Raw genomic sequence first — 23167 nt, 5'->3', positions numbered from 1 at the left:
AAGGGCGTCCTACGTCGTACGTCCTACGTCGTACGCTGGCAACCCGACAGACGTGGAAGGTTCAAAAGGTGCCGTGTGGCTCATGGAAGGGCAGTTTACCCGCGTCCTTCGGGCTCAGGCAAGCTCGAGGCCGCCCACCATCTGCTTGCCCACTGCGGGCAGGATGGCCCGGACTTTCTTCATCAGCAGGGCGAACTCGTGCTCGTGGAGTTGCTGGGCCGCGTCGGAGAGGGCCTTTTCGGGCTCGGGGTGGGTTTCTACGATGATGCCGTCGGCTCCGGCGGCCACCCCGGCCAGGGCCAGCGCGGTGACGTAGTCGCGCTTGCCTGCGGCGTGGGAGGGGTCAATCCACACCGGCAGGTGGGTCCAGGACTTGAGCACTGGCACCGCCGAGACGTCGAGGGTGAAGCGGGTGGCCTTCTCGAAGGTGCGGATGCCGCGCTCGACGAGGATCACCTTGAGGTTGCCCCTCGAGAGCACGTACTCGGCGCTCATGAGGAATTCCTCGAGCGTCATGCTCATGCCGCGCTTGAGCATCACCGGCTTGTTGGTCTCGCCCACCGCCTGCAAGAGCGCGAAGTTCTGGGCGTTGCGGGCGCCGATCTGGAGCATGTCGGCGTGATGGGCCACCAGCTCGACCTGCTCGGGGGAGAGCACCTCGGTCACGATGGGCAGGCCGGTCTCGGCGCGGGCTTCGACCAGCAGCTCCAGCCCCTCGCGGCCCATGCCCTGGTAAGAGTAGGGGGAGGTGCGGGGCTTGAAGGCTCCACCGCGCAGCATCTGGGCGCCGTGGCGCTTGACGAAGCGGGCGGCGGTGAGGATCTGCTCGCGCGACTCCACGCCGCAGGGCCCGGCGGCCACCATGAAGGCGTTGCCGCCGGTGGAGCCGGTGGGCCAGGAGATCACGGAGGGCTTGGGTTGGACCTCGAGGCTGGCGAGTTTGTAGGGCTTGCTGATGGGGATCACTTCGGCTACCTCCGGCAAGGCCCTAAAGTGCTCGAGCAATTCGGGCGTAGGGCCTTTGCCGATGGCCCCCACCAGCGTGGTGTTCTCGCCCTGTGAGACGTGGGGCCGGTATCCTACCCGCTGGATTTCCGCGACGATGGTCTCGATCTCTACCTGCCCTGCGCCGTGTTTGAGGATGATCAACATGCCTTCCCTCCCTTGAGGCTTGGACTGGGGATGCAAAAAAGCCTCCGGGGGTGGTCCCCGGAGGCGTCTGTGCAAGCCCAAATGCGCTATGCCGACCTCACGGGGACCGTAGGCCAATAAAAGTACCCATAAAAGCGGGCACTGGCTCTGGTAACCCCGTGCGTCTGCATATGCCCAGGAGTGTAAGGGCAGTCTGGATTGCCTGTCAATACGCTTGCGGGACTTGTGGGGCGGGCCTGGGGTGGTTTTGGGTAGGGTGGTTTGGCGGGGACCGCTCCGCCGTCGGAGGACGTAGGGGGAGGCGATTCCCCATCACCTCCCCCTTTCGCCCTCCGAGGGACTCGCAGACATGCCGCCGGGGCCGGCGGCATGCTCGTCTGCGCCACCTCCCTCACCCCCTCCCTCGCGAGCCGCACACCCCGGCCAGGGACCGGCTCGCGGGGTGAGTGTCCTTCCACTGGGGAGTGGGGCTGTAGTCGGCCTGCGGGGCGGGGCACAACCCCAGTGGATGATCGATTTCAAAAGGCGTTCAGCTATCGACTATCGACTATCGGCTATCTCCTCGAGCCGGCACGATCGCCAGCGTGCAGCGGGAGACGCAGACTAAGCGGGATTTCTCGTCGCGGATTTCGATGTTCCAGACGTGAGTGGTGCGACCTTTGTGGAGCGGGGTGGCTACGGCGGTGACCTTGCCTGAGCGCATGGAGCGCAGGTGATTGGCGTTGATCTCGAGGCCGAAGGAGGTATGCCCCTCGGGAGCGGCCAGGTACGCGCCGATGCTGGCGACGGTTTCGGCCAGGGCGACGGAGGCGCCGCCGTGGAGGAAGCCGAAGGGCTGGTGGTGGCGGGGGGTGACTTCCATCTGGGCCACCACGCGCTCGGGGGTGGCCTCCGTCACCTGGATGCCGAGGGTGCTCATGAGGGTTTCGGGGGAAAACTGCGAAGGGTCCATGTAAGGCATGGCGTCAATGTACGCTCGTCGCGCGTGGCCAGACTGGATGGGCAGGCGCATTTGGCTGGACTGTGGCGTGCCAAGATTGAGCCTGTGGAAACGGTGGTCTTTCTGCCCGGCCTGCTGGCGCCTCCAGCCGGGTTCCGCTCATTGCGGGAGGGCCTCGAGGGCTTGCGTTGCTTGGAACTCACTCCCCGCGCCACGCCCTCCGAGCAACTCGAGGCCTGGCGCGCAGAGGTTCCCCCTGGGGCCCACGTCGTGGCTTTTGCCGAGGCAAGCTGGGCCGGGACACAAGTTGCGGCCCACGGTCAGGCCAGGAGCCTGACGCTGCTGAGCCCCATCCTCCGGGTGGACGCCGCGCTTCGCGCACGCCTGGGGGCGCTCGAGGAGGCCCGAAGGCGGGGCCTGGAAGCCTTCGTCACGGCGGCTAAGCCCTGGCTCTTCGGGCCGGTGCTGCTCGAGCACGGCCAGGAGGCCATCGCGGCCTGGGCCGAGGGTTTGCGCGAGGGTGACCTCGAGCGCTGGCTGCGGGCTTTATCCGAGCTGCCCGATGGGCGCAAGGCTTTGCGCCTGCTGCGCTGCCCGGTGCTGGTGGTCATCGGGGCCGAGGACGTGTTCACCCCCAGTCGCTACGCCCAGGAGGCGGTGGAGTGGGTGCCCGATCAGCGGGCCATGCGGGTGAGCCTCGAGGCCACCGGCCATCTGGCCCCCTGGGAAAACCCCGCTGAGGCGCTGGCCGTGCTTTCGGCTTTTTTGCACGACGCTGAGGGTTTTTTGCAGGGGCCCCCGAGCTGGCACGACGGCCTGGATGAACTGCCGGTGCTGTAAGGGCCTGGGGCGGCGCTATACTCACTTGGTCATGGTGCGGCGTCTTTTGGCGAGCTTCGGCATCGGTTCGGCCAGGGTGGATACCCTGCTCACCTCCCACGTCCTGCGGCCTGGCGAGCGGCTCGAGGGGATCGTGCACCTGCGGGGAGGCCAGGCCGATCAGCGGGTGCTGGGCATCTACCTCGACCTGATGACCCATGTCGAGCACGATGACCGCCTCAGCACCCATACCGTGGCCCGCTTCGAGCTGGGGGAAGAGTTGCGGCTGGGTGCGGGACAGGAGGCCGAGGTGCTGTTCAACTTCGTGCTCCCACCCCACACTCCCAGCACCCTGAGCCCAGACGAGGCCAACCCCAAGCGCCCGCCTCGCAACCGGGTCTGGCTGCGCACCGGACTGGCGGTGTCCTGGGGCCTCGACCCGCAGGACTCCGACCCGCTCGAGGTCCTGCCCCTGCCCGCCGTGGAGGTGGCGCTCGAGGGGGTGCGCCGGGCGGGGTTCTGCCTGGTGGGTGTGCGCAACGCCACCCAGATCATGCTCCGGGGGGCCTGGCTGAGCCTGCCCTTGCCGGTGGTGCAGACCTTTACCTTCGTCCCCACGGCCAGCTATAAAGGCCGACTGGACAAGCTCGAGCTGACCCTCGCCAGCCTCGCCGAGGAGCTGGAGTTCATCCTTCAACTCGACCGCAGCACCGCTGGCCTCATCGGCCTGATCTCCGACATCCGCGACGCCGACGAGTCCACCCAACGCCTGCGCTTTCCCGCTGACCTAGACGACCCCGAGCAAGCGCGCCAGCGCCTGGGGGAAGCGCTCGAGCAGGCGGGGATTTGATGAACGTAAAGCGCCAGGGGCACCCCTACGCTTCTATTTCCTCGGCTTCGTCCACTTCCTCCTCGGGGTTGCGCTTCATCACCTCGCGCAGCACGGTGGTGGCGTAAGCACCCTTGGGCAGGAAAAAGCTGACCCATAGCCCTTCGGGGGCGGGCTCGAGCGCCCACTCCTGCAAGGGGAAGCGGATCCAGCGGCGGTCGCCCTTGCGCGCGGCGAACTGCTCGCGCTTCAGCCCGTAGCGGGCCAGGATGCGCTCCTCGAGGGCGCGGGCTTCGCCTTCGGCCTCACGGTACTTCTTGCCGTAGAGCGGCCCGGTGGCGCTGATCTCGAAGCGCTGGGCCCTGGGGTTCTCGGCCTCGGGGTCCCGCACCACAAACTCCCCGCCGGTGTCGTGCTTCTTAGCTACGTCACCCTGGATTACCCGGTCGAAGATTCCCGCCCTCAGCCGCTCGGCCAGCCAGTCGTTGAACAGCAGGCTTTGCAGGCTGCCGATGAGGAAGCGCTTGAGCCAGGGGTTGCCCCGGCCCTTGCCGGTGGTGACGAGCTCGTAGCCGCGCAGGGGGTTTCGCCCCCCGATGCCGAAGCGCTGGGGGCCGTAATAGTTGGGGACACCGTGGCGCTCGAGCCGCTCCAGCACGGTTCGGACGTTGCCTATGTCGGGCGGTGTGTCGGTGCGGATGAGGATGCGAAAGCGGTTGCCCCTGAGGTGCCCCACCCGCAGCTTGTTGCCGTGAACGCCGGTCTCGAGGATGCGCACTCCGGGCAGCTTCTCCAGCCCATCCAGGCGCTCGGCGGCCCGCAGGGGCACGCTGAACCACTGGCGGGTGAGGGCGTGCTTGTCTTTGAGCCCCGCCACCCCGATGGAAGCCTCGTTGATGCGCAGCTCGTCGCGCAGGAACTCGAAGACAGCGCGGGTGGTGAGGCCCTGCTTCTCGAGGAGGAAGTAGAAGTGCTCGCCCTCGCCGCTGGGGGTATAGGCAGGCACTTCGGTCACCTGAAAGTCGGCGGGCTCGGTGCGGATGCGCCCCTCGAGGCCCGGAAGGCCCTGGGTCAGATAGGGGTAGCGGTCGAAGTCAAAGTGCAGGTCTGCGCTCACTCGCTCAATCGTATAGCCTTATGCCCAGGATGACCGAGTTGCTCGAACGCCTGCGGCACAGCCTGAAGCCCCTTCCCCAGGAGGCCCTGCTGGTGGCGGCGGTCTCGGGTGGGGGAGACTCGGTGGCTCTGCTGCACCTGCTGCACGCCCTGGGCCGGAGGGTGGTGGTGGCGCACCTCGACCACGCCCTGCGCCCGGAGTCGGCGCGGGAGGCCGCCTGGGTCGCGGCGCTGGCGGAGCGCTTGGGGATGATCTGCGAGAGCGAGCGGGTGGAGGTGGCGGAGGTGGCCCGGCGCAGGCGGTGCAACCTCGAGGCCACCGCCCGCGAACTGCGCTACGCCTTCTTCGCCCGCGTCGCCAGGAAACATCGCGCCGCCGCCATCCTCACCGCCCACACCCAAGACGACCAGGCCGAGACCCTGCTGTGGCAGCTCGCTCGAGGTACCGGGCGGGCCACGGGGATTCGCCAGCGCCAGGGCAAGGTGCTGCGGCCCCTGCTGGGCTTCAGCCGCCAGGAGTTGCGCGACTACCTGCGGGCGCTGGGGGAGGAGTGGCTCGAGGATCCCACCAACCTGGACACCGCCCTCGAGCGCAACTACCTGCGGCACGAGGTGTTGCCGCGCTTGGAGGCCCGCTTCCCGCAGAGCACGGCCCACCTCGCACAGTTTGCCCTGGTGCAGCAAGGCGAGGACGAGGCCCTGGAGGCCCAGGCCGCCACCCGCCTGCTCCCTGACCCCCGCTGGCCGGTGGCGGCCTTCCGGGTGGCTCCGCTGCTCAAGACCTCGCCGGCGCTGCGGGCCAGGGCGCTGCGGCAGGTGCTCGAGCGGCTGTCCATCCGGCCCGAGGGGCGGCTGGTCGAGGCCCTCGAGCGCGCCCTCCAGGGCCGGCCCCAGGCCCTGCCGGGAGGCTGGCTGGCCCGCCGGGTCGAGGGCAGCTTGTTCCTGATCCCCCCCTCGCCTACCCTTCCGCTTCCGCCCGGCTTCCGCGCCGCCCGGCCCGGTGATTACCTCCAGCGCCCCTTCGGCAAGAAGCGGCTGGTGGAGTTTCTGGCCGAGCAGGGCGTGCCTCCCGAACTCAAGCGGGTCTGGCCGGTGCGGGCAGAGGGTTCGCGGGTGGAGGAGGTGGGGGGGCTCGAGCCCGCCGGTGAGGAGCGGCGCTGGATGGCGGAAGCGCTGCGGTTGGCGCGGGAAGCCGGGGAGCGGGGCGAAGTGCCCATCGCGGCCATCCTGGTGCGGGAGGGCGAGCGGCTTTCGGCGGTGCCCAACCGGGTCGAGGAACTGCAAAACGCCCCTGCCCATGCCGAGTTGCTGGCCCTGCGCTCGGCCAGTAAGCACAGAGGGGAGAAGGTCCTGCCCGGAAGCACCCTCTACGTCACCCTCGAGCCCTGCTTGATGTGCTACGGCGCGATTCTCGAGGCCCAGGTCTCGAGGGTGGTCTACGGCAGTGAAAACCTCAAGGCCGGAGCCTTCACCGTACACGGCGTTCGCCCTGCCATGCGCTGGGAGGGCGGGTGGCTCGAGCGCGAGTGCTCGAGGTTGCTCAGAGGCTTCTTCGCCCGCTTGCGAGGGCAGTATCTTGACGAGGGCGAGAGCGAACCCTAAAGTTGAAAGGCGGCCCGGTCTGGAGGGGTGCCAGAGTGGTTGAATGGGCCGGTCTCGAAAACCGGTATATCCCTTGCGGGGTATCGAGGGTTCGAATCCCTCCCCCTCCGCCACCAAGGCAAAAATCTCCCCTGGTTCTCTCCGGGGGAGATTGCTTTGTACCCCACGCCGGCGGGGCTTGGGACTCTCTTTATCCATCCTGTGCTACAAATGGACAAAGTCAAACTTGGGCAGCCGTCCAGTCTTATGGTAGGCTCTACGAACGAACCGGCTATGATTGAGGTGAGAACTCAGCCTGAAGCCCCTGTTTTTACCATCGTCGGTCAGCCTTCACCCAATCTGGCGGACTTGCTTCCTGCCCTCAAGTCGGTGTTTGAAGCCCACGGCTACCGCTATGAGGAAGCTCCGGAATTCCCGCGCTTGGTGCTGAATTGCATTACCCCCGCATCCCCTAAACCCTACCGGCGTAAGGCTCAAGGCACGCTGGTGGTTTCGTTATTGGAACTCTCGTCCATTCCTAGCGAGCCCATCTCCACCTTGTATCCCTATTTGGTCAGGGCCCTATCCAATCAGTTGGTGGTTCTTACCCCCGATCAACAGGCCCACTTTCTCACCCTCGAGCTGGGCTACTATGTCGAGCCCGAGGGGCCAGACTTCGTCGAGCGCCTCTACCGGCGTATCCAGCCTATCGCTTCGAGTGTGTTGGTGGTCAACAACCGCTTTGAAGCTGACCTCGAGCCCGAACTTTGGCAGGGCGACTCTTGCACTCAGGCCCTGAGCTGGGCCGGGGCCAAGCTGGCCGAGTGGGACTTGCTGCCGGCTCCGTTCCCCCTGGAGGAGATTCTCTCACCCGAAGACCTTCGCCATATTAAACGTCTTTATGGCATCGGAGGGCTTTCTTATGGCAATCTTTCGATCCGTAAAGACGCACAGCGCTTCTGGATGTCGGCTTCTGGGGTAGATAAGAGCCGTATGCGCGAGGTGGGCCGCGACTTCTTACTGGTCAAAGGCTATGACCCCCAGACCAACGACATCGTGCTTTCAGTACCGCCTGGGGTGACGCCCCGGCGCGTTTCGGTGGATGCGATTGAGCACTGGATGATCTACCGCGAACACCCCTCGGTGGGAGCCATCATCCACATTCACGCCTGGATGGACGAAGCTCCATCTACCCAGTTCAACTACCCGTGTGGTTCGTATCAACTCGCTGAAGCCGTAGCCGAGAAAGTGCGCGAGGCTCCCGACCCCAGCCAGGCCGTGGTGGGTCTCAAAAACCACGGCCTGACCCTGACCGGGCCAACCCTGGAGGATATCTTCTCGCGCATCGAAGGCCGACTGCTCAAGCAAGTGCCCATGAGCTAAGGGGCGCTCCCAGGGCTATCCAAATGTCTCTGACCCCCACCCCATCCAACCAACGCTCCCAGGCTCAGATGCCAGCAGCCCCATGAAGGCATTGATCTACTGGCCCTCCATCCCGCGCTTTGTGGTGGCGCGGGTGCTGGGCAAGCGTTACCCCGCACGGCTCTTGCCGCTCCGCTTGAACCGCCTTCCCGAACCCGAACCGCGGCCGGGGTTCGAGCAACTCAGGGTACGGCTCAGCGGAATTTGCGGCTCCGACCTGGCGCTGTTGTATGGCAAAAACTCTCCCGCGCTCTCTCCTTTTTTTTCCTTCCCGGCGGTACTGGGGCATGAGGTCCTGGCCGAGTTGGGAGGGGTGCGGGTGGTGGTCAACCCGCTGCTGAGCTGTCTCGAGCGCAATCTCCCGCCATGCCCGGCCTGTAGCCGCGGTGACGACCACCTGTGCGAGAACGTCTGTGAAGGGGATCTATCACCGGGAATGGTGGGCTTTTGCCGCGACCTCGCGGGTGGCTGGGCCGAGCGGATTCTGGTGCACCGCGGGCGCATTCACCCCGTTGCCGAAGCCATACCCGACCAGCGGGCGGTGCTCGCTGAGCCTTTGGCGGTGGTGCTGCGGGGCATCCGGCGGAGCCTGGCTTCGAACTGGCCGCGGGAAATCCTGGTCATTGGAGCTGGGACCATCGGCCTGCTGGCCATCAAGACCATCCGGCTACTGGGCTTTGTCGGACCCCTCCACGTCGTAGCCCGTCGAGCAAAGCAGGCCGAATTGGCCAGGGCATTGGGTGCGACCTACCTTCACCCTTCGACCAGGGCAGCCCAGGCATTCGCCAGGGCCAAACGCTACAGGGGTGTGCTGAATTCAACGGCCTGGCGTGGGGGCTTTGCCGGGGTGGTCGAGGCTTCGGGTAACCCCTCGGCCCTGCAGGAGGCCAGTTGGGCGGTGGAGGAAGGAGGGCGGGTATTGTTGCTGGGCGCACCGGGCCAAGCCCTCCACGACTTCTCCCCCTATTGGTTCCGCGACATACGGCTGTTTGGAAGCTATACCTATAACCGCGACGAGTTTGCTCAGGCTGTGCAGTTATTACCGGAGGCTGAAGGCATCGAACAACTCGTAGGCCAACCGTATGCCCTCGAGGCCTGGCCGCAGGCCATCGAAGCGGCAAGTCACCGCAAGGGTGTGAAGGTGGTGTTCAAACCCCAATAGGACGCCCATAGCCAAGGGCAAAAACGCCCCTTGTAGGAGTGGGCCTTTGCGCCCCCCTGAACCCGTCACCCCATACCCTCATCAAGGCCCCCTGACCTGCGGGGATTCCAGGCCCTTGCGCCTCATCTCGCCCCAGACTCCCCGTTTACGCCAGACCTGGAAGCTGGCCACGAAGCGCTCGAGGGCCAGCAGTTGCCGATAGCCCAGCACCTCGAGCACCCCCATCCCCAGCAGCAGCAGGCGCTCCCACAAGCTGGCGTAGCGCTTGAACAGCAGGGTCTCGATGCCGATGGCCAGGTGCGATAGCAGCACCCCGAAGCCCAGCGCCAGCAGCAAGAACAGCAGGGCGAACTCGAGGTTGAGCAGCCCCAGCCAGTACGCCAGGGGTAGCATCAAGTAGCCCAGCACCTCCACTACCGGCGAGAGCGCCTCGAAGAACAGGAAGTAGGGCATGGCCACCATCCCCAGCCGGCCATAGCGCGGGTTGAAGAGCATGGCGCGGTGCGTCCACAGCACCTCCCACAAACCCCGGTGCCAGCGGTTGCGCTGCTTGCGCAGGGTCTTCCAGTCGGTGGGCACCTCGGTGTAGCAGATGGGATCGGGGGTGTAGACGATGCGATAGGGCTGCTTGCGCTCGCGGGCGGAGCGGTGCAGCCGCACCACCAGTTCCATGTCCTCCCCGACGGTGTGGGTGCGGTAACCCCCGACGCCCAACACGGCTTGGCGGCGGAACAGTCCGAAGGCCCCGGAGATGATCAGCAAGGCGCCTATCGCGCTCCAGCCAGCCCGCCCGCTGAAGAAAGCCCTCGAGTACTCCACGATCTGCATGCGCTCGAGAAAACCCCCCGGAAGCCGCAGCGCCTCGACCACACCACCCTGCACGCTGGCTCCGTTCAGCGGGCGGATCGTGCCCCCTACGGCCAGCACCGTGTCGTCTTCCAGGAAAAGGCGGCTGGCCCGCAGCAGAGCGTCTCCGTCCAGCAGGCTGTCCGCGTCCACGGCGCAGAAGAGCGGGTAGCGCGCGAGGTTGAGCCCGGCGTTGAGGGCGTCGGCCTTGCCCCCGTTGTCCTTGTCCACCACCACCAAGTTGGGGTAGCGCAGCGAGCGGTAGATGGTGCGGATCGGCCTGGAATCGATGGCCTTGCGAAAGACGACGGGCTCTTCCACCAGGGCATAGGCTTCGTGCAGCTTCTCCACCGTGCGGTCTTTGGAGCCGTCGGAGATCACCACCACCTCGAACTCGGGGAAGCGCAGCCCCAGAAACGACCGCACCGACTCCACGATGGTCTTCTCCTCGTTGTAAGCAGGCACCAGGATGGATATTGGCAGGTAGGCCTCGCGCTCGAGGAGGTCCTTGAGGGCGAGTTCGGAGAGCTCACGGGCGTAGCGGGCTACCATGCTCAGGCCCACCAGGGAGAACCAGGCGTACAGCAGGTTCAAAACGGCGAAGTAGCCCAGCACGAAGACCTGATAATACAAGTAGAAGTAAGCCAGCATCATCGCTCCCGCAAAACCTGGGCGGCCATTTCCTGCCCATAGCGGTCAGGGTGTTCCTGGGCGGCTCGCTGCAGCAGCTCGTAGTTGAACTCCGCCAGCGCCTGTGCTGCGGCACGGCGAACGTAGAAAGAGGGGTCGCCCAGGTGCTTCCACAGCTCGCTTTCCGCGACCGTTCGCCTCAGCAGCGGCAGCAGCCGCACCGCGTGGATACGCAGGAATTCCTGAGGGCTTCTCAGCGCTTTAACCACCGCATCCGCGTGGCCCTCCGGCGGATAACCCAGGCGGAGGAGGGCCCGCATGGCGGCAGCCTGCACCTCGGGGTTGGAGTGGGCCACGAAGGGGGCGGTTCGTCTGGCCAGGGCCAGCAGGCGCAGGCGTCCGACGGCTTCCAGAGCCGCCCAAAGCCCCTTGGTGTTTCCTCTGGATAAAAGCTGTTCCAGCACCGGCACGGCGCGGTCTTCCAGCAGCAGCAGCACCTCCAGCAAAGCTCCACGCGGTAGATCGGCGTTGAGCAGCGCCTGGGCTAGGGTTCCCGGCGCTTGAGTGGGGGCCGAGCGGGCCACGGTCCGAGCGGCCACCAGGCGCAGCAGCGGGTCTTTGTGATGCAGGTACGGCAGGGCCAGGGGCAGAGCCCGAGGAATTCGGGCCTGGGCCAGGGCATCGAGGGCCTTCAGCCGGGTGGCCCGCGTGGCGAAGCGGCGCCGCAGTGGCCCTTCCCAGGGATTGGGGTAGGCCTCGAGCCACTCCTGCAGCTTCTGTGCCTCGGCCCCCTTGAGGATTTCGCGCATCTGCAACAGGGCCTCGAGGGTGGGCTTGGACCAGGGCGGAGGGGGTGGCTGCGCCGTGCCGAAGAGGGCCTCGGTGAAGCGGGTGACCGAGGCCTCTTTTTCCTGTCGCATGTGCGTTTCGGCAGCGGTGGTCAGGGCGTGGTAGAGCAGGATGTAGCCGGATAGCAGCAGCAGGCTCAACCCGGTCAGGATCACGCCCTGAAGCAGCGCGGAGTAGGCTTGCGGGTAGCTGGTCCCCTCGAAAAACCGGCCCAGGAAGACCACCGACATCTGGCCCAGCGCCCAGACTTCAGCCAGCAGAATGCCCAGCACCAGGAGCGTGTAGACCCACTCGCCTTGCCGCCACATCTATAAATACCGTTCCAGGCGTAGGATGAGTTCTTGCGGGCTGAAGGGCTTGGTCAGGAAGTCCGTGGCTCCGAGCTTGAGGCCTTTGATGAGGATGTCTTCCTGCTTCAAGGCCGAGAGGATCAGTACCGCGGTGTTGCTGCCCAGCTCCTCACGCAGGTGACGCAGCAAGTCCAGTCCGTTGCCTCCCGGCAAGTTGAGATCCAGGATCACCGCGTCCATCGGTTCGCCCAAAGCAGCCTTGCCAGAGAGAAAATCCCGCGCCAGAACAGGTTGGTGGCCCGCACGCTGGAGAAGCAGTTCGGTTACGCGGGCTGCGACAGGGTCATCCTCGACGACTAGGATCCTGGCCACTGTGCCCTCCACCCCCAGATTACCTGAATCAGGGTGGCGCTATGCGCCAGGATGACCCTGGCTCCGGGATCAGGCTTTGGCAAGTTAAGGGAAGGTTCGGTGTGGCCCTCGCTCTCAGGGCTCGAGCGGCCACTCGACTTCGCGCAGCAATTCCTCGTGAGAGAAGGGCTTTAAGGAGGCGTCGGCGCCGCAGCGGCGGGTCTGAAGCTCGAGTTGCTTCTCGCTGCTGGTGGGCATCATGGGTTTCACCGAGCTGTTGATGGAGGACACCAGGCTCGATCCCGAGTCGCTGGAGTTCGTGCAACTCATCCGCGAGAGCGGGCTGCGGCTGAAGAACATGGTGGACAACCTGCTCGACACCAACCGCCTCGAGTCCGGTCGCTTCGAGGTCAGCCGGCGCAGGGTGGACCTGAGCCCGATGCTGCGGGACGTCGCCGCCGCGTTTGGCGGGGTGGCCCGGCTTTCGGAGATCTCCTTCGAGGTCGAGCTGAGGCCGCTGCCCCCGCTCCTGGTCGACCCCGACCGCATCGGCCAGGTGGTCGGCAACCTGCTTTCCAACGCTTTCAAGTTCACGCCCAGAAAGGGTCGGGTCGCTTTGAGCGCGAGAGTACAGGGCGAGTGGGTGCGCCTCGAGGTCGAAGACAGCGGGCCGGGTATTTCCCCCGAACAGATGGACCGCCTGTTTCAACGCTATAGCCGCACCCACTCCGCGGTGGAGCGTGGAGTGGGTGGAACAGGGTTGGGCTTGTATATCTCTAAAGCCATCGTGGAAGCCCACGCAGGCCGCATCGGCGTGATTTCGGAGCCGGGTCAGGGGGCCCGTTTTTACCTCGAGCTGCCGCTGGAAGGAGCGGACGGTGGGTAGGAAAGAGGTCATCGTCGGGATTGAGCGCTTAATGTTGACGTAGGACGTACGACCCCTGGCCATCACGCCCCAGCACTCTCTACCTGGCATGAGCCGAGCGCGGGGTGAGTAGCTCGATGGGATGGAGCAGGTGCTCCAGGCACTCCCTGTAATCCACTCCCCGGCGGTAATCTTCGGCTAAGTCGGCCACGCTGACCTGGCTCAAAGTCTCCAGCACCGCGTCGCGCACCCGCAGCCAGACCTGGCTGCGGGCGTGGCAGCGCGCTTCTTCCACGCAGGTCTTGGGCCAGTTCAGGCTCACGCAGGCCAGGGGGGCTATGGGCCCGTCGATGGCCCGCATCACGTCGCGCAGGTTGATCTCCTCAGGAGGTCTGGGCAGCGTGTAGCCTCCCCCGATGCCTTTTTTGGAGACCACCAGCCCGTGCCCTACCAAAACGGCCAGGATTCGCACCAGGTAGGTTCGCTTCACTCCCGTAGCCCGGCTGAGTTCTTCGCTGCCCACGAAGCGCTCCAGCGGTTGGGTGCCCAGGTAGCCTAGTGCCTTGAAGGCGTAGATGTCGGTAGCAGAAAGCCGCATGGTAGTAGTTTACGTCTTTTGTAATCTGTGTTAGCTTAGGGCTGGACTCGTTGGCCTACGATTGCTCCTTGGCGATTGACGAGCCCGGTTCAGCTTCAAACCAGGAGGAATGGGTATGAGTTACGCCAATCCCGATGTTCTGGTCTCGACCGATTGGGTGCTCGAGCACCACAACGACCCCAATTTGCGCATCCTCGAGGTGGACGAAGACATCCTGCTCTACGACACCGGCCACGTCCCTGGAGCACAGAAGATTGACTGGCAGGCGGATTTCTGGGACCCGGTAATGCGGGAGTTCATCGGTCCCGATGAGTTCGCTGCCCTGATGGAGCGCCTGGGGATTTCCAACGACACCACGGTGGTGCTCTACGGCGACAAGAACAACTGGTGGGCGGCCTACGCCTTCTGGTTCATGAGCTACAACGGCCATAAGAACCTCAAGCTCATGAACGGGGGCCGTATCAAGTGGACCCAGGAGAACAAGCCCCTCTCCACCGACAAACCCACCTACCCTAAGGGAACCTACCGCGTGCAGTACCGCGACGAGAGCCTGCGGGCCTACAAGGACGAGGTGATCAAGTTTCTGCTGAAGGTCAAAGACGGCAAGGGAGCCTTGGTGGACGTGCGCAGCGTGCCGGAGTACGTGGGGGAGAAGACCCACATGCCCGAGTACCCGCAGGAGGGGGTGTTGCGCGGAGGGCACATCCCAGGGGCCAAGAGCATCCCCTGGGCCCAGACCGTAAACCCGGATGGCACCTTCAAATCGGCGGAGGAACTGCGCGCGCTCTACGAGTCCAAGGGCGTGACGAAGGACAAGGACATCATCGCCTACTGCCGCATCGCCGAGCGCTCGTCGCATAGCTGGTTCGTGCTCAAGCACCTGTTGGGCTACCCCCACGTCAAGAACTACGATGGTAGCTGGACCGAGTGGGGCAACAGCGTGGGCGTGCCCATTGTCAAGGGGCCGGAGGAGTAAGCTCTTCGGGCTGTCGGGGGCGCACTGCGGTGCGCCCCTACGCTTTTTTCAGAGCCCGGAGGCCGCCCTCGAGGTTGTAGACCTGCTCGTAACCGGCGGCCTCGAGGTAGAGCCCGGCCAACTCGCTCATGGCTCCCCGCTCGCAGATGAGCAGGATTGGGCGGTCTTTGGGTAGGTCGTGATCGCCATGCTGAATGGCTTTCACCGGCAGGTGAATGGCCCCCTCGAGGCTGCCCCGCGCATACTCGGCCTCGGGCCGCACGTCCACGATCAGGGGGTTTTCCTGGAGGAAGGCCTCGAGCATTTCGGCTTTGAGGATCCTCATGCCTTCAGGATAGCCGATAGCCGGTGGCGGATGGTCAGATGCAAAAGCGCCGAACCCCATATGCTTGCCCCCGTCACCTGCTCTTCGGTAACGGCTACTTTATGCTTGAATTTGGCATCTTTATTCGGATAGCATGGGCGCTTGGAGCCGCGAACTGCCCGAAGGTGGTAGGCTCTTGGCTTGGAGACTGAAGGAGCGCGATGCCAGCACGCACGGACATCAAGAAAATCCTGATCATCGGGTCTGGCCCCATCACCATCGGCCAGGCGGCGGAATTCGATTACTCGGGGACCCAGGCCCTCAAGGCTCTGCGCTCGGTGGGGTACGAGGTGGTGCTGGTCAATTCCAATCCGGCTACCATCATGACCGACCCCGACCTGGCCGAGGGCACCTACCTCGAGCCCCTCACCCTGGAGTTCCTGGAGAAGATCATCGCCAAGGAGCGGCCCGACGCCCTGCTGCCCACCCTGGGCGGCCAGACCGCGCTCAACCTGGCCATGCAGCTTTACGAGCAGGGGATCCTCGAGAAATACGGCGTCGAACTCATCGGGGCCAATGCCGCGGCCATCAAGAAGGGCGAGGACCGCGAGGAGTTCCAGCGGGCCATGCTCAAGATCGGGCTCGACGTGCCGCGCGGCAAGATGGTGACGAGCCTCGAGGAGGGCCTGGAGTTCGCCCGCAACGTCACGGGCTATCCCGTGGTGGTGCGGCCCAGCTTCACCCTGGGCGGCACCGGGGGCGGTATCGCCGCCGACGAGGCCGAGTTCATCGAGATCCTCAGCCGGGGCCTCTCGCTCTCGCCCACCCACTCGGCGCTGGTGGAAGAGAGCATCGTGGGCTGGAAGGAGTTCGAGCTCGAGGTCATGCGCGACCACAACGACACCGTGGTGATCATCACCTCCATCGAGAACGTCGATCCCATGGGCGTGCACACCGGCGACTCCATCACCGTGGCCCCGGCCCAGACCCTCTCCGACGTCGAGTACCAGAAGATGCGCGACGCGGCCCAGGCCATCATCCGCGAGATCGGGGTGGAGACGGGCGGCTCGAACATCCAGTTCGCCATCGACCCCAAAAGCGGGCGCATGATCGTCATCGAGATGAACCCCCGCGTCTCGCGCTCCTCGGCGCTGGCCTCCAAGGCCACTGGCTTCCCCATCGCCAAGATCGCCGCGCTGCTGGCGGTGGGCTACCGCCTCGACGAACTGCCCAACGACATCACCCAGAAGACCCCCGCCTCCTTCGAGCCCAGCATTGACTACGTGGTGGTCAAGATTCCCCGCTTCGCCTTCGAGAAGTTCAGCACCCTGCCCAATACCCACGGCGGCTTCTCCGACCGGCTGGGCACCCAGATGAAGAGCGTGGGCGAGGTGATGGCCATTGGCCGCACCTTCAAGGAAGCCTTCGGCAAGGCGGTGAGGAGCCTCGAGGCCGACGTGCGCGCGGAGTTTGCCCACCTCACCGACGCCGAGCTGTGGGCCAGGCTCTACCCCAGCCCCACGCGAATTTATGCAGTGCTCGAGCTGCTGCGCCGGGGGGCGAGCATCGACGAACTCTACCAGGCCACCCGCATCGAGCGCTGGTTTTTGCACCAGTTCGAGGAGGTCGTGCAGACCGAGCGGGCGCTGGGGCTAGGCGAGTGGCGGCTTTCAGACCGCGAGGACTGGCGCTACGCCAAGGGGCTGGGCCTCTCCGACGCCCGCATTGGCGAGCTGGTGGGCGTCTCGGAGGCGGTAGCCCGCAAGGAGCGCCTGGCGGCGGGAGCTAAGCCGGTCTACAAGACCGTGGACACCTGCGCGGCTGAGTTCGAGGCCTACACGCCCTACCACTATTCGGCCTACGAGATCGAGGACGAGGTTCGCCCCACGGACAAGCCCAAGGTGGTGATCCTGGGCTCGGGGCCCATCCGCATCGGGCAGGGGGTGGAGTTCGACTACGCCACCGTGCACGCGGTGTGGGCGCTGCGCGAAGCGGGCTACGAGACCATCATGGTCAACTCCAACCCCGAGACCGTGAGCACCGACTACGACACCGCCGACCGGCTCTACTTCGAGCCCCTGACGCTGGAGGACGTGCTCAACCTCACCGAGCACGAGCGCCCCATCGGGGTCATCGCCACGCTGGGTGGCCAGACCCCGCTCAAGCTGGCCAGGAAGCTCTCCGAGGCCGGGGTGCGGCTGCTGGGCACTTCGTGGGAGGCCATCCATAAGGCCGAGGACCGCGCCGAGTTCAACGCGCTGTGTGCTGAGCTGGGCATTCCCCAGCCCAAAGGCGCGGTGGCCCGCACTCCCGACGAAGCCCTCCGGCTGGCCGAGCAGATCGGCTACCCACTGATGGCCCGGCCCTCCTACGTGCTGGGCGGGCGGGCCATGCAGGTGGTGAGGAGCCCCGAGGAGCTTCAGTGGTACCTGAGCGGCATCTACGCCGCGCTTTCCGAGCGCCCCTCGATCCTGCTGGACCAGTACCTCGAGGGCGCCCTCGAGCTCGACGTGGACGCCATCTGCGACGGGAGCAGGGTGGTGGTGGCGGGCATCATGGAGCACATCGAGCGGGCCGGGGTGCACTCGGGCGACTCGGCCACGGTGCTGCCGCCGGTGAGCCTCACGTCCGAGCAACTCGAGACCGTCAAGACCTACACCCGCAAGCTGGCCCTGGCGGTGGGGGTCAGGGGGCTCATCAACGTGCAGTACGCCCTCAAGGACGGGGTGGTCTACATCCTCGAGGCCAACCCCCGCGCCTCGCGCACCGTGCCCTTCGTCTCCAAGGCCATCGGCCACCCGCTGGCGAAGTACGCGGCGCTGATCGCGGTGGGCAAGACCCTCGAGGAGCTGGGCTTCACCGCCGACCCCACGCCTGGCTTCTACTCGGTCAAGGAGGTGCTCATCCCCTGGCTCAAGTTCCCCGGCGTGATCCCGGTGCTGGGCCCCGAGATGCGCTCGACGGGCGAGAGCATGGGCATCGACGCCGACCCCTACCTGGCCTACTACCGCGCTGAGGTGGGTGTGAACCAGAAGCTGCCCCTCTCGGGCAAGGTCCGCCTGATTGGGGCCCAGGCCCTCGAGGCGGAGTGGCGCGCGGCGGGCTTCGAGATCTCGGACGACGACTACGACCTCCTGATCTCGCTCGAAGCCCACCCCGAGCTGCGCCGGGCCGTGGAGAGCGGCAGGCCCTTCATCACCACCCTCGAGGGCGCCCGCTGGAGCCTGGAGGCCATACGGCGGGTCCGGACGAGTCGGCTCGAGGCGCGTTCGCTGCAAGAGTGGCACCAAGTACGGGCCTAGCGGGCGGCGAGGACAAAAGAATCTTGTGGGCCGCACCCCGGCTCACTACCCTGGAATAAGGGAGCAGACCTCTTGCGAAGGTGTGTAGGGGCTGTCCTGAGTCACCGTGCCTGACGTGGTTGTGAGCCATCGACCATCGACGGCTTCCGCAAGAAGTCTGGTGAGGACATGAAGGGTGTTCGAGGGCTTTGGATCGGGCCAAACTTCACCATCTTCGTGTTTTTCCTGGTGGTCGCCCTGCTGGAGGCTTTCAAGGAACACCACTGGCTGACGGCGCTGTTCTGGCTGGCCTGCGGCCTGATGTTCGTGTGGGTCGATCTGAGAAGCGGCGGCCTCAAGCCACGGTGAAGGCCATGGAGTTCGAGCGCTTCAAGGATCGCTACGAAGCCGGGCGGGAACTCGCCCGTAGCCTCAGCCGCTATGCCCATCGCCCGGACGTGTGGGTGCTGGGCCTGCCCAGGGGTGGCGTGCCGGTAGCCTACGAGGTCGCGCGCGCCCTGGGGGCTCCGCTGGACGTGCTGATCGTGCGCAAGCTGGGAGTGCCGGGGCACGAGGAGCTGGCCATGGGGGCCATCGCTCCGGCTGGGGTGCGGGTGGTCAACCAGGAGTTGCTCGAGCAACTGGAGATTGAGCCCCAGAGGCTCGAGCAGGTCGAGCGCAGGGAGCGGGCCGAACTCGAGCGCCGCCAGCAAGCCTACCGGGGAAAGCGCCCTTTCCCCGACCTCAGCGGGAAAATCGTGATCCTGGTGGATGACGGGTTGGCGACCGGGGCCAGCATGCGGGCGGCAGTCCTTGCGGTGCGGGCCATGAACCCTGCGAGGATCGTGGTGGCGGTGCCGGTGGCTCCCCCCGATACCTGCGAGGCCTTACTCGAGGTGGCCGACGAGGTGAAGGCGCTGCGTCAGCCTGAGCCTTTTCGGGCGGTGGGGCTGTGGTACGAGCAATTCCCCCAGACCTCCGACGAGGAAGTGCAGGACCTGCTGCGCCGTTCTCAGGGGGGGCAATAGGCTGGACTTATTGCAAAAACTACCGATGGCCCCGAGGGGGCTATCGGCTACCTAGCGACACAAAAAGCGTCCCCGGCTTCCCGACGGCACCCGCTCCGGGGCGCTTATGGCTGCTTCCTTCCGGACCTGACCAGGTTCACGCTGGAGCGCCGCGTCGGACCGAGGACGCGAAGTCAAGTGTAGGGGCAAAAGGGAAATCTGACAAGGCGCGTTACCTCAAAGCTGGGTGAAGGATGAGAATGTGAGGCCGGGCCATATACTGTTGGGCGTGGCGACAGCTTTTGTTGAAACCCGCAGCCCGAGCCTCGAGGCCATCGGCCTGGGTAAGCGTTACGGGCGCAAGCCGGTACTCGAGGGTGTGAGCTTCGCGGTGGCCCCTGGCGAGGTGTATGCCCTCGCCGGTCCCAACGGCAGCGGCAAGACCACCCTCATCCGCATCCTCACCGGATTGGCCTTTCCCACCAGCGGCACGGTGCGCATGCTGAGTCATGACCTCTACGAGGGGGGATGGGCCGCCCGCAAGGCCCTGGGTGCGGTGGTCGAGGCCCCGGCGGCCTTTTACCCCCACCTCACCGGTCGGCAGAACCTCGAGATGCAGGCTTACCTGAGCGGGCTCGCCAACTCCGAGCTTCGCATCCGCGAGGTGCTGACCCGGCTCGAGCTGCTGGCGGTGGCCGACCAGCGGGTGGGCACCTACTCGCTGGGTCAGCGCCAGCGCCTGGGCCTGGCGGCGGCCATCCTGCATAAGCCCAGGGTGCTCATCCTCGACGAGCCCACCAGCGGTCTGGACCCCCAGGGCATCACCCGCGTGCACGAAATCCTGGCCGAGCTGGCCTGGGAGGGCACGGCGGTGCTGCTGTCTACCCACCACCTGCGCGAGGTTTCAGCCTACGCCGACAAGGTGGGCATCCTGGGTGGAGGTCGGCTGCTCGAGGAGGTCAGGCTCGACGCCAAGGGCGAGCGCTACCGCCTGCGGGTGGACAACCCCTCGATGGTGGCCTCCTTCCTGAAGTCGGTTCCTGGGGTGGAAAACGTCGAACTGCGCACCCTCGACGTGGTGTTCGAGGGTTCTCCCAACGACGCTCTGGCGGCGGTGGTCAAGGAAGGCTATCAGGTGCGCTTCCTCGAGCCCGACTACTTCGACTTGTACGAGTACTACAGCGAGAGGGTCAAGAATGCTTAGGATTCTGCTTTGGGAGCTGGGCAAACTCTTGCGGCTGCGCTCGGTGCAACTGGGCCTGGCGGCGGCTTTGGTGCTGCCGGTTTTGTGGGCCTTCGCGCCGGGGCTGCGGCAGGCGTACAAGCTCGAGCTGGTCTCCGGCTGGCAGGTCCCGGCGCTGGCCCTGATCACCGGCATGGACTTCCTCTTTCCCTTCCTCACCGCCATGGCGGCGGCTGAGGTGCTGGGCAGCGAGGTCTCGCTGGGCACGCTCAGGTCGGTGTTGCTGCGCCCGAGCCCGCGCTGGAGGCTGGTGCTGGCCAAACTGCTGACGGTGCTGTTCTATCCGCTGATGCTGGTCATGGTGAGCCTGCTGGGCTCGCTGCTGATCAGCCTGGTGGCCTCTATCTTCGACCCCCGCTCCTTCGGGCTGGGGGCCTTTTTCGGCGGAACCGGGCTGGGGCCGGGCGGCTTTGGAGGTGTGGGGATGCTTTCGCCCCTGGCTGCCTTCGGCGAGGTCTTCCGCGCCCACGTGCTGGGTGCGATGGTGCTGTGGCCCATGGCGGCTTTGGCCCTGCTCTACTGCACCATCTTCCTCAGCACCACTTCGGCGGCGCTTGCGGCCATCTCCACCATCCTGCTCATGCGCTTGCTGGTGGCTTTCCCGGCCATCACGCCCTTCTTGCTCACTACCTACCTCGACCTCTACCTGCGCTCGGGCACCGACATCACCCTGGGCCTTTCGCTATTGCTCATCTACACCTTCGGCTTCGGGGTGCTGGCCTGGCTGATCTTCGAGCGTAAGGACGTCTGAGGCGCTTCGCACTGCTGAGTCACCTCTGCGCTTGGCTATGAGCAATCGGCCATCAGCGCTAAGCTCTTGCTATGGGCAAGCTAACCCACTTCGAAGACGGCAAACCCCGCATGGTGGACGTGAGCGAGAAGGCCGCGACCTTGCGCACGGCGACGGCTGAGGCCACGGTCAGGCTGCGCCCCGAGGCGGTGCGAGCACTCGAGGAGGGCGGGGTGGGCAAGGGCGACCCCCTGAGCGTGGCCCAACTGGCGGGCATCATGGCGGCCAAGAAGACGGGCGAGCTGATCCCGCTGTGCCACCCGCTCCCCATCACCTCGGCTGAGGTAAAGCTCGAGTTTCGCCCCGAGCAGGCCCTCATCCACATCACCGCGACGGTGAAGACCAAGGCCGAAACCGGAGTGGAGATGGAGGCCATGACCGCCTGCGCGGTGGCGGCCCTGACCGTCTACGACATGCTCAAGGCGGCGAGCAAGGGGCTCGAGATCACCGATTTGCGCCTGCTGCACAAGTCGGGGGGCAAGTCCGGGGAGTGGCGGCGCGGGCCTTAGGGCTCGAGCTCGATGAGGGTGTACTCGAAGGCATTCACTACCCGCACGCCTTCGGGGGTGACGTATTCGCGCTGGGGCTGGGCCTCGTAGAGGTGGACGTGGCCGTGGACGTGCAGACGCGGGCGGTAGAGCTTGTGGAAGAGCTCGAGGGCCTGCGATCCGCGGTGGGCGAAGTCGGCTCCGGCGTGGGGGCCTGGGGGCGGGGCGTGGGTGAGCAGGATGTCCACCGCGTGCCCCTGCCGCAGGCGACGGGGGCCGAGGATGGGGAGCCAGGAGTAGAAGCGGGTTTTGGCCTCGGCCTCGTTGTACTGGCCGAAGTCGCGGTTGTTGTAGCGGGGGGCTCCGCCCCAGCCGGCGATCCTCAGCCCGGCTACCTCGAGGATGCGCCCGTGAGCCGGCAAAACCCCTCCAGGTGGGGAGAGGTTGCCCAGGTAGTCCTGCGCGTACTCCTCCTTGTGGTTGCCGTGCACGTAGACCACGGGCACGGCGACTTTGGTGGCGACGAACTCCAGGTAGCTGCCCGGCAGGTCGCCCGCGGCCAGCACCAGGTCGAAGGCCGGTAGATTGCCCGGAAAACGGGCCTGGTGGATGAAGGGATGGATCTGATCGGAGATTGCCAGAATTCGCACGGTTTGAGTCTCTTTAGGTCTCAGTTTATAGCAATTTGAGGGCAGTTGTTGCCATTTGCACGGGCTTTTTTGGCGGGGTAGGTATCTCCCATTCCTGCCCTCGAGCCCAATCACGGTAGACTGCCCCTCGTATGGAGACTGCCGCCGACATTTCCGTCTTACCCCTCACCGCCCGTGACGTGGCGCGGGTGTGGGGCGGCCAGCGGCTGGGGCTGGGCTCTCCCCAGCCCATCGGGGAGCGCTGGCTGGCCTACGACGAAAACCTGGTGTCTGTCGGACCCTTCGCCGGCAGACCCCTGGCCGAGGTGCTCAAGGAACTGGGCGCAGCCTTCATCGGGCGGGTGCCCTTCGCCCGCTACGGACTGGAATTGCCCCTGCTGATCAAATTCCTCGACACCGCCGAGTGGCTTTCGGTGCAGGTCCACCCCGACGATGCCTATGCCCACACCGTCGAGGCCCACACCGGCTTTCACGGCAAGACCGAGGCCTGGTACGTGCTCGAGGGGGAAGGGGAGATCGTCTACGGCCTGGACCGCGCTACCGATGTTCCCACCCTGCGCCAGGCCGCCCTCGACGGCAGCATTTGGGAACTGCTACACCGGGAGAGGGTGCGGGCCGGGCAGGTGGTGTTCGTGCCCGCCGGGACCATCCACGCCCTGGGGCCGGGGTTGCTGCTCTACGAGGTGCAGCAGCGCTCCGACCTGACCTATCGCCTCTACGACTACGGGCGGCCCCGCGAGCTGCACCTGGAGAAGGGCCTGGCGGTCTCCAGGCTCGAGCCCACCCCGATCCCCGACCTCAAGCCCAGCGGTAACGTCCTACTGGCCTCCCAAGCTTTCGTGCTCGAGCGCCACGCGCTCAGAGGAAGCCACGTGCTGCAAGCTCCTGAAGAGAGTTTCTTGCTGCTCACGCCCATCGAGGGATCGCTTTCTTGGTCCGGGATGGGGCTGGGCTGGGGAGAAACGCTGATGGTGGGGG

At 65.7% G+C, this 23167-nt stretch carries 24 protein-coding genes, 1 tRNA gene and 1 other RNA gene; 15 read left to right on the top strand and 11 right to left on the bottom strand.

Annotated elements, in window-relative coordinates; genetic code table 11:
* Window positions 1-114: 114 nt before the first annotated feature.
* Complete coding sequence (gene aroF / locus Mrose_RS08380) at window positions 115-1152, bottom strand: 3-deoxy-7-phosphoheptulonate synthase (protein WP_119277306.1); 1038 nt, start codon at window positions 1150-1152, stop codon at window positions 115-117.
* Between the two features lie 547 nt (window positions 1153-1699).
* The gene (locus tag Mrose_RS08375) at window positions 1700-2113 is read right to left on the bottom strand and encodes a hotdog fold thioesterase (protein ID WP_119277304.1); all 414 of its coding nucleotides are present in this window, start codon (window positions 2111-2113) and stop codon (window positions 1700-1702) included.
* Between the two features lie 84 nt (window positions 2114-2197).
* Here Mrose_RS08375 and Mrose_RS08370 point away from each other — a divergent pair, with 84 nt between their 5' ends.
* Together Mrose_RS08370 and Mrose_RS08365 are read left to right on the top strand one after the other, a co-directional pair.
* Window positions 2198-2932, top strand: coding sequence for an alpha/beta fold hydrolase (locus tag Mrose_RS08370; protein WP_119277302.1), 735 nt, complete (start codon window positions 2198-2200; stop codon window positions 2930-2932).
* A 31-nt stretch (window positions 2933-2963) separates the two neighbouring features.
* Window positions 2964-3761, top strand: coding sequence for a sporulation protein (locus Mrose_RS08365; protein WP_182482734.1), 798 nt, complete (start codon window positions 2964-2966; stop codon window positions 3759-3761).
* Window positions 3762-3786: 25 nt separating this feature from the next.
* Here Mrose_RS08365 and truD read toward each other — a convergent pair whose 3' ends face one another.
* Window positions 3787-4857, bottom strand: coding sequence for a tRNA pseudouridine(13) synthase TruD (gene truD / locus Mrose_RS08360; RefSeq protein WP_119277298.1), 1071 nt, complete (start codon window positions 4855-4857; stop codon window positions 3787-3789).
* A 29-nt stretch (window positions 4858-4886) separates the two neighbouring features.
* Between truD and tilS the strand changes: the two genes are divergently transcribed.
* The 4 genes from tilS to Mrose_RS08340 all read left to right on the top strand — a co-directional run bounded on the left by tilS (window position 4887) and on the right by Mrose_RS08340 (window position 9021).
* On the top strand, window positions 4887-6458 hold the full coding sequence (gene tilS / locus Mrose_RS08355; RefSeq protein WP_119277296.1) for a tRNA lysidine(34) synthetase TilS: 1572 nt from the start codon (window positions 4887-4889) through the stop codon (window positions 6456-6458).
* A 21-nt stretch (window positions 6459-6479) separates the two neighbouring features.
* Window positions 6480-6571: transfer RNA gene (locus Mrose_RS08350), tRNA-Ser, on the top strand.
* A 160-nt stretch (window positions 6572-6731) separates the two neighbouring features.
* Entirely contained in the window at window positions 6732-7820 is a 1089-nt protein-coding gene (locus tag Mrose_RS08345) for a class II aldolase/adducin family protein (protein WP_119277294.1), read from the top strand.
* A gap of 82 nt (window positions 7821-7902) precedes the next feature.
* Complete coding sequence (locus Mrose_RS08340) at window positions 7903-9021, top strand: zinc-dependent alcohol dehydrogenase (RefSeq protein ID WP_119277292.1); 1119 nt, start codon at window positions 7903-7905, stop codon at window positions 9019-9021.
* Between the two features lie 81 nt (window positions 9022-9102).
* Here Mrose_RS08340 and Mrose_RS08335 read toward each other — a convergent pair whose 3' ends face one another.
* From Mrose_RS08335 to Mrose_RS19630, 4 genes are all read right to left on the bottom strand, one after another.
* Window positions 9103-10521 carry a glycosyltransferase family 2 protein gene (locus Mrose_RS08335; protein WP_119277290.1) on the bottom strand — a complete coding sequence of 473 codons (1419 nt, stop codon included), beginning with the start codon at window positions 10519-10521 and terminating at the stop codon, window positions 9103-9105.
* Window positions 10518-11654, bottom strand: coding sequence for a HEAT repeat domain-containing protein (locus Mrose_RS08330; protein ID WP_119277288.1), 1137 nt, complete (start codon window positions 11652-11654; stop codon window positions 10518-10520). Before Mrose_RS08330 ends, Mrose_RS08335 begins: the two co-directional genes overlap by 4 nt.
* Window positions 11655-12008: a response regulator transcription factor gene (locus Mrose_RS08325; protein ID WP_119277344.1), complete on the bottom strand. Its 354-nt coding sequence runs from the start codon at window positions 12006-12008 to the stop codon at window positions 11655-11657.
* A gap of 114 nt (window positions 12009-12122) precedes the next feature.
* Window positions 12123-12248, bottom strand: a complete 126-nt coding sequence (locus tag Mrose_RS19630; protein WP_275052657.1) for a hypothetical protein — start codon at window positions 12246-12248, stop codon at window positions 12123-12125.
* Between Mrose_RS19630 and Mrose_RS08320 the strand changes: the two genes are divergently transcribed.
* Window positions 12247-12873, top strand: a complete 627-nt coding sequence (locus Mrose_RS08320) for a sensor histidine kinase (RefSeq protein ID WP_119277342.1) — start codon at window positions 12247-12249, stop codon at window positions 12871-12873. The genes Mrose_RS19630 and Mrose_RS08320 overlap by 2 nt on opposite strands.
* A 79-nt stretch (window positions 12874-12952) precedes the next feature.
* Here Mrose_RS08320 and Mrose_RS08315 read toward each other — a convergent pair whose 3' ends face one another.
* Complete coding sequence (locus Mrose_RS08315; RefSeq protein WP_119277286.1) at window positions 12953-13450, bottom strand: RrF2 family transcriptional regulator; 498 nt, start codon at window positions 13448-13450, stop codon at window positions 12953-12955.
* Between the two features lie 115 nt (window positions 13451-13565).
* On the opposite strand from Mrose_RS08315, the gene Mrose_RS08310 reads away from it, so the two are divergent.
* Window positions 13566-14426 (top strand): sulfurtransferase, encoded by an 861-nt coding sequence (locus Mrose_RS08310; RefSeq protein ID WP_119277340.1) that lies wholly within the window; start codon window positions 13566-13568, stop codon window positions 14424-14426.
* 37 nt (window positions 14427-14463) lie between these two features.
* Here Mrose_RS08310 and Mrose_RS08305 read toward each other — a convergent pair whose 3' ends face one another.
* Complete coding sequence (locus tag Mrose_RS08305) at window positions 14464-14751, bottom strand: rhodanese-like domain-containing protein (RefSeq protein WP_119277285.1); 288 nt, start codon at window positions 14749-14751, stop codon at window positions 14464-14466.
* A 200-nt stretch (window positions 14752-14951) separates the two neighbouring features.
* On the opposite strand from Mrose_RS08305, the gene carB reads away from it, so the two are divergent.
* From carB to Mrose_RS08290, 3 genes are all read left to right on the top strand, one after another.
* On the top strand, window positions 14952-18032 hold the full coding sequence (gene carB / locus Mrose_RS08300; protein WP_119277283.1) for a carbamoyl-phosphate synthase large subunit: 3081 nt from the start codon (window positions 14952-14954) through the stop codon (window positions 18030-18032).
* Window positions 18033-18200: 168 nt separating this feature from the next.
* Entirely contained in the window at window positions 18201-18380 is a 180-nt protein-coding gene (locus tag Mrose_RS08295) for a hypothetical protein (RefSeq protein ID WP_119277281.1), read from the top strand.
* A 5-nt stretch (window positions 18381-18385) separates the two neighbouring features.
* Window positions 18386-19039 carry a phosphoribosyltransferase gene (locus Mrose_RS08290; RefSeq protein ID WP_119277338.1) on the top strand — a complete coding sequence of 218 codons (654 nt, stop codon included), beginning with the start codon at window positions 18386-18388 and terminating at the stop codon, window positions 19037-19039.
* Between the two features lie 66 nt (window positions 19040-19105).
* Here the strand turns inward: Mrose_RS08290 and ffs are convergent.
* Window positions 19106-19205, bottom strand: an RNA gene (ffs, locus tag Mrose_RS08285) — signal recognition particle sRNA small type.
* Window positions 19206-19307: 102 nt separating this feature from the next.
* Between ffs and Mrose_RS08280 the strand changes: the two genes are divergently transcribed.
* The 3 genes from Mrose_RS08280 (at window position 19308) to moaC (ending at window position 21560) form a co-directional block, all read left to right on the top strand.
* Window positions 19308-20222, top strand: a complete 915-nt coding sequence (locus tag Mrose_RS08280) for an ABC transporter ATP-binding protein (protein ID WP_119277280.1) — start codon at window positions 19308-19310, stop codon at window positions 20220-20222.
* Window positions 20215-21012: an ABC transporter permease gene (locus tag Mrose_RS08275; protein WP_119277278.1), complete on the top strand. Its 798-nt coding sequence runs from the start codon at window positions 20215-20217 to the stop codon at window positions 21010-21012. Before Mrose_RS08280 ends, Mrose_RS08275 begins: the two co-directional genes overlap by 8 nt.
* Before the next feature lie 71 nt (window positions 21013-21083).
* A complete protein-coding gene (moaC, locus tag Mrose_RS08270) occupies window positions 21084-21560 on the top strand; it encodes a cyclic pyranopterin monophosphate synthase MoaC (protein WP_119277276.1) in 477 nt (158 codons plus the stop codon).
* Here moaC and Mrose_RS08265 read toward each other — a convergent pair.
* On the bottom strand, window positions 21557-22189 hold the full coding sequence (locus Mrose_RS08265; protein WP_119277275.1) for a metallophosphoesterase: 633 nt from the start codon (window positions 22187-22189) through the stop codon (window positions 21557-21559). The genes moaC and Mrose_RS08265 overlap by 4 nt on opposite strands.
* Before the next feature lie 131 nt (window positions 22190-22320).
* Here Mrose_RS08265 and Mrose_RS08260 point away from each other — a divergent pair.
* The coding region (locus Mrose_RS08260; RefSeq protein WP_119277273.1) for a type I phosphomannose isomerase catalytic subunit at window positions 22321-23167 on the top strand (847 nt) is incomplete at its 3' end.

Source organism: Calidithermus roseus (genome assembly GCF_003574095.1).
GTDB classification, from domain to species: Bacteria; Deinococcota; Deinococci; order Deinococcales; family Thermaceae; genus Calidithermus; species Calidithermus roseus.
Note: the sequence above shows the minus strand (reverse complement) of the source record. Positions and strands in the feature narration are given on the sequence as shown.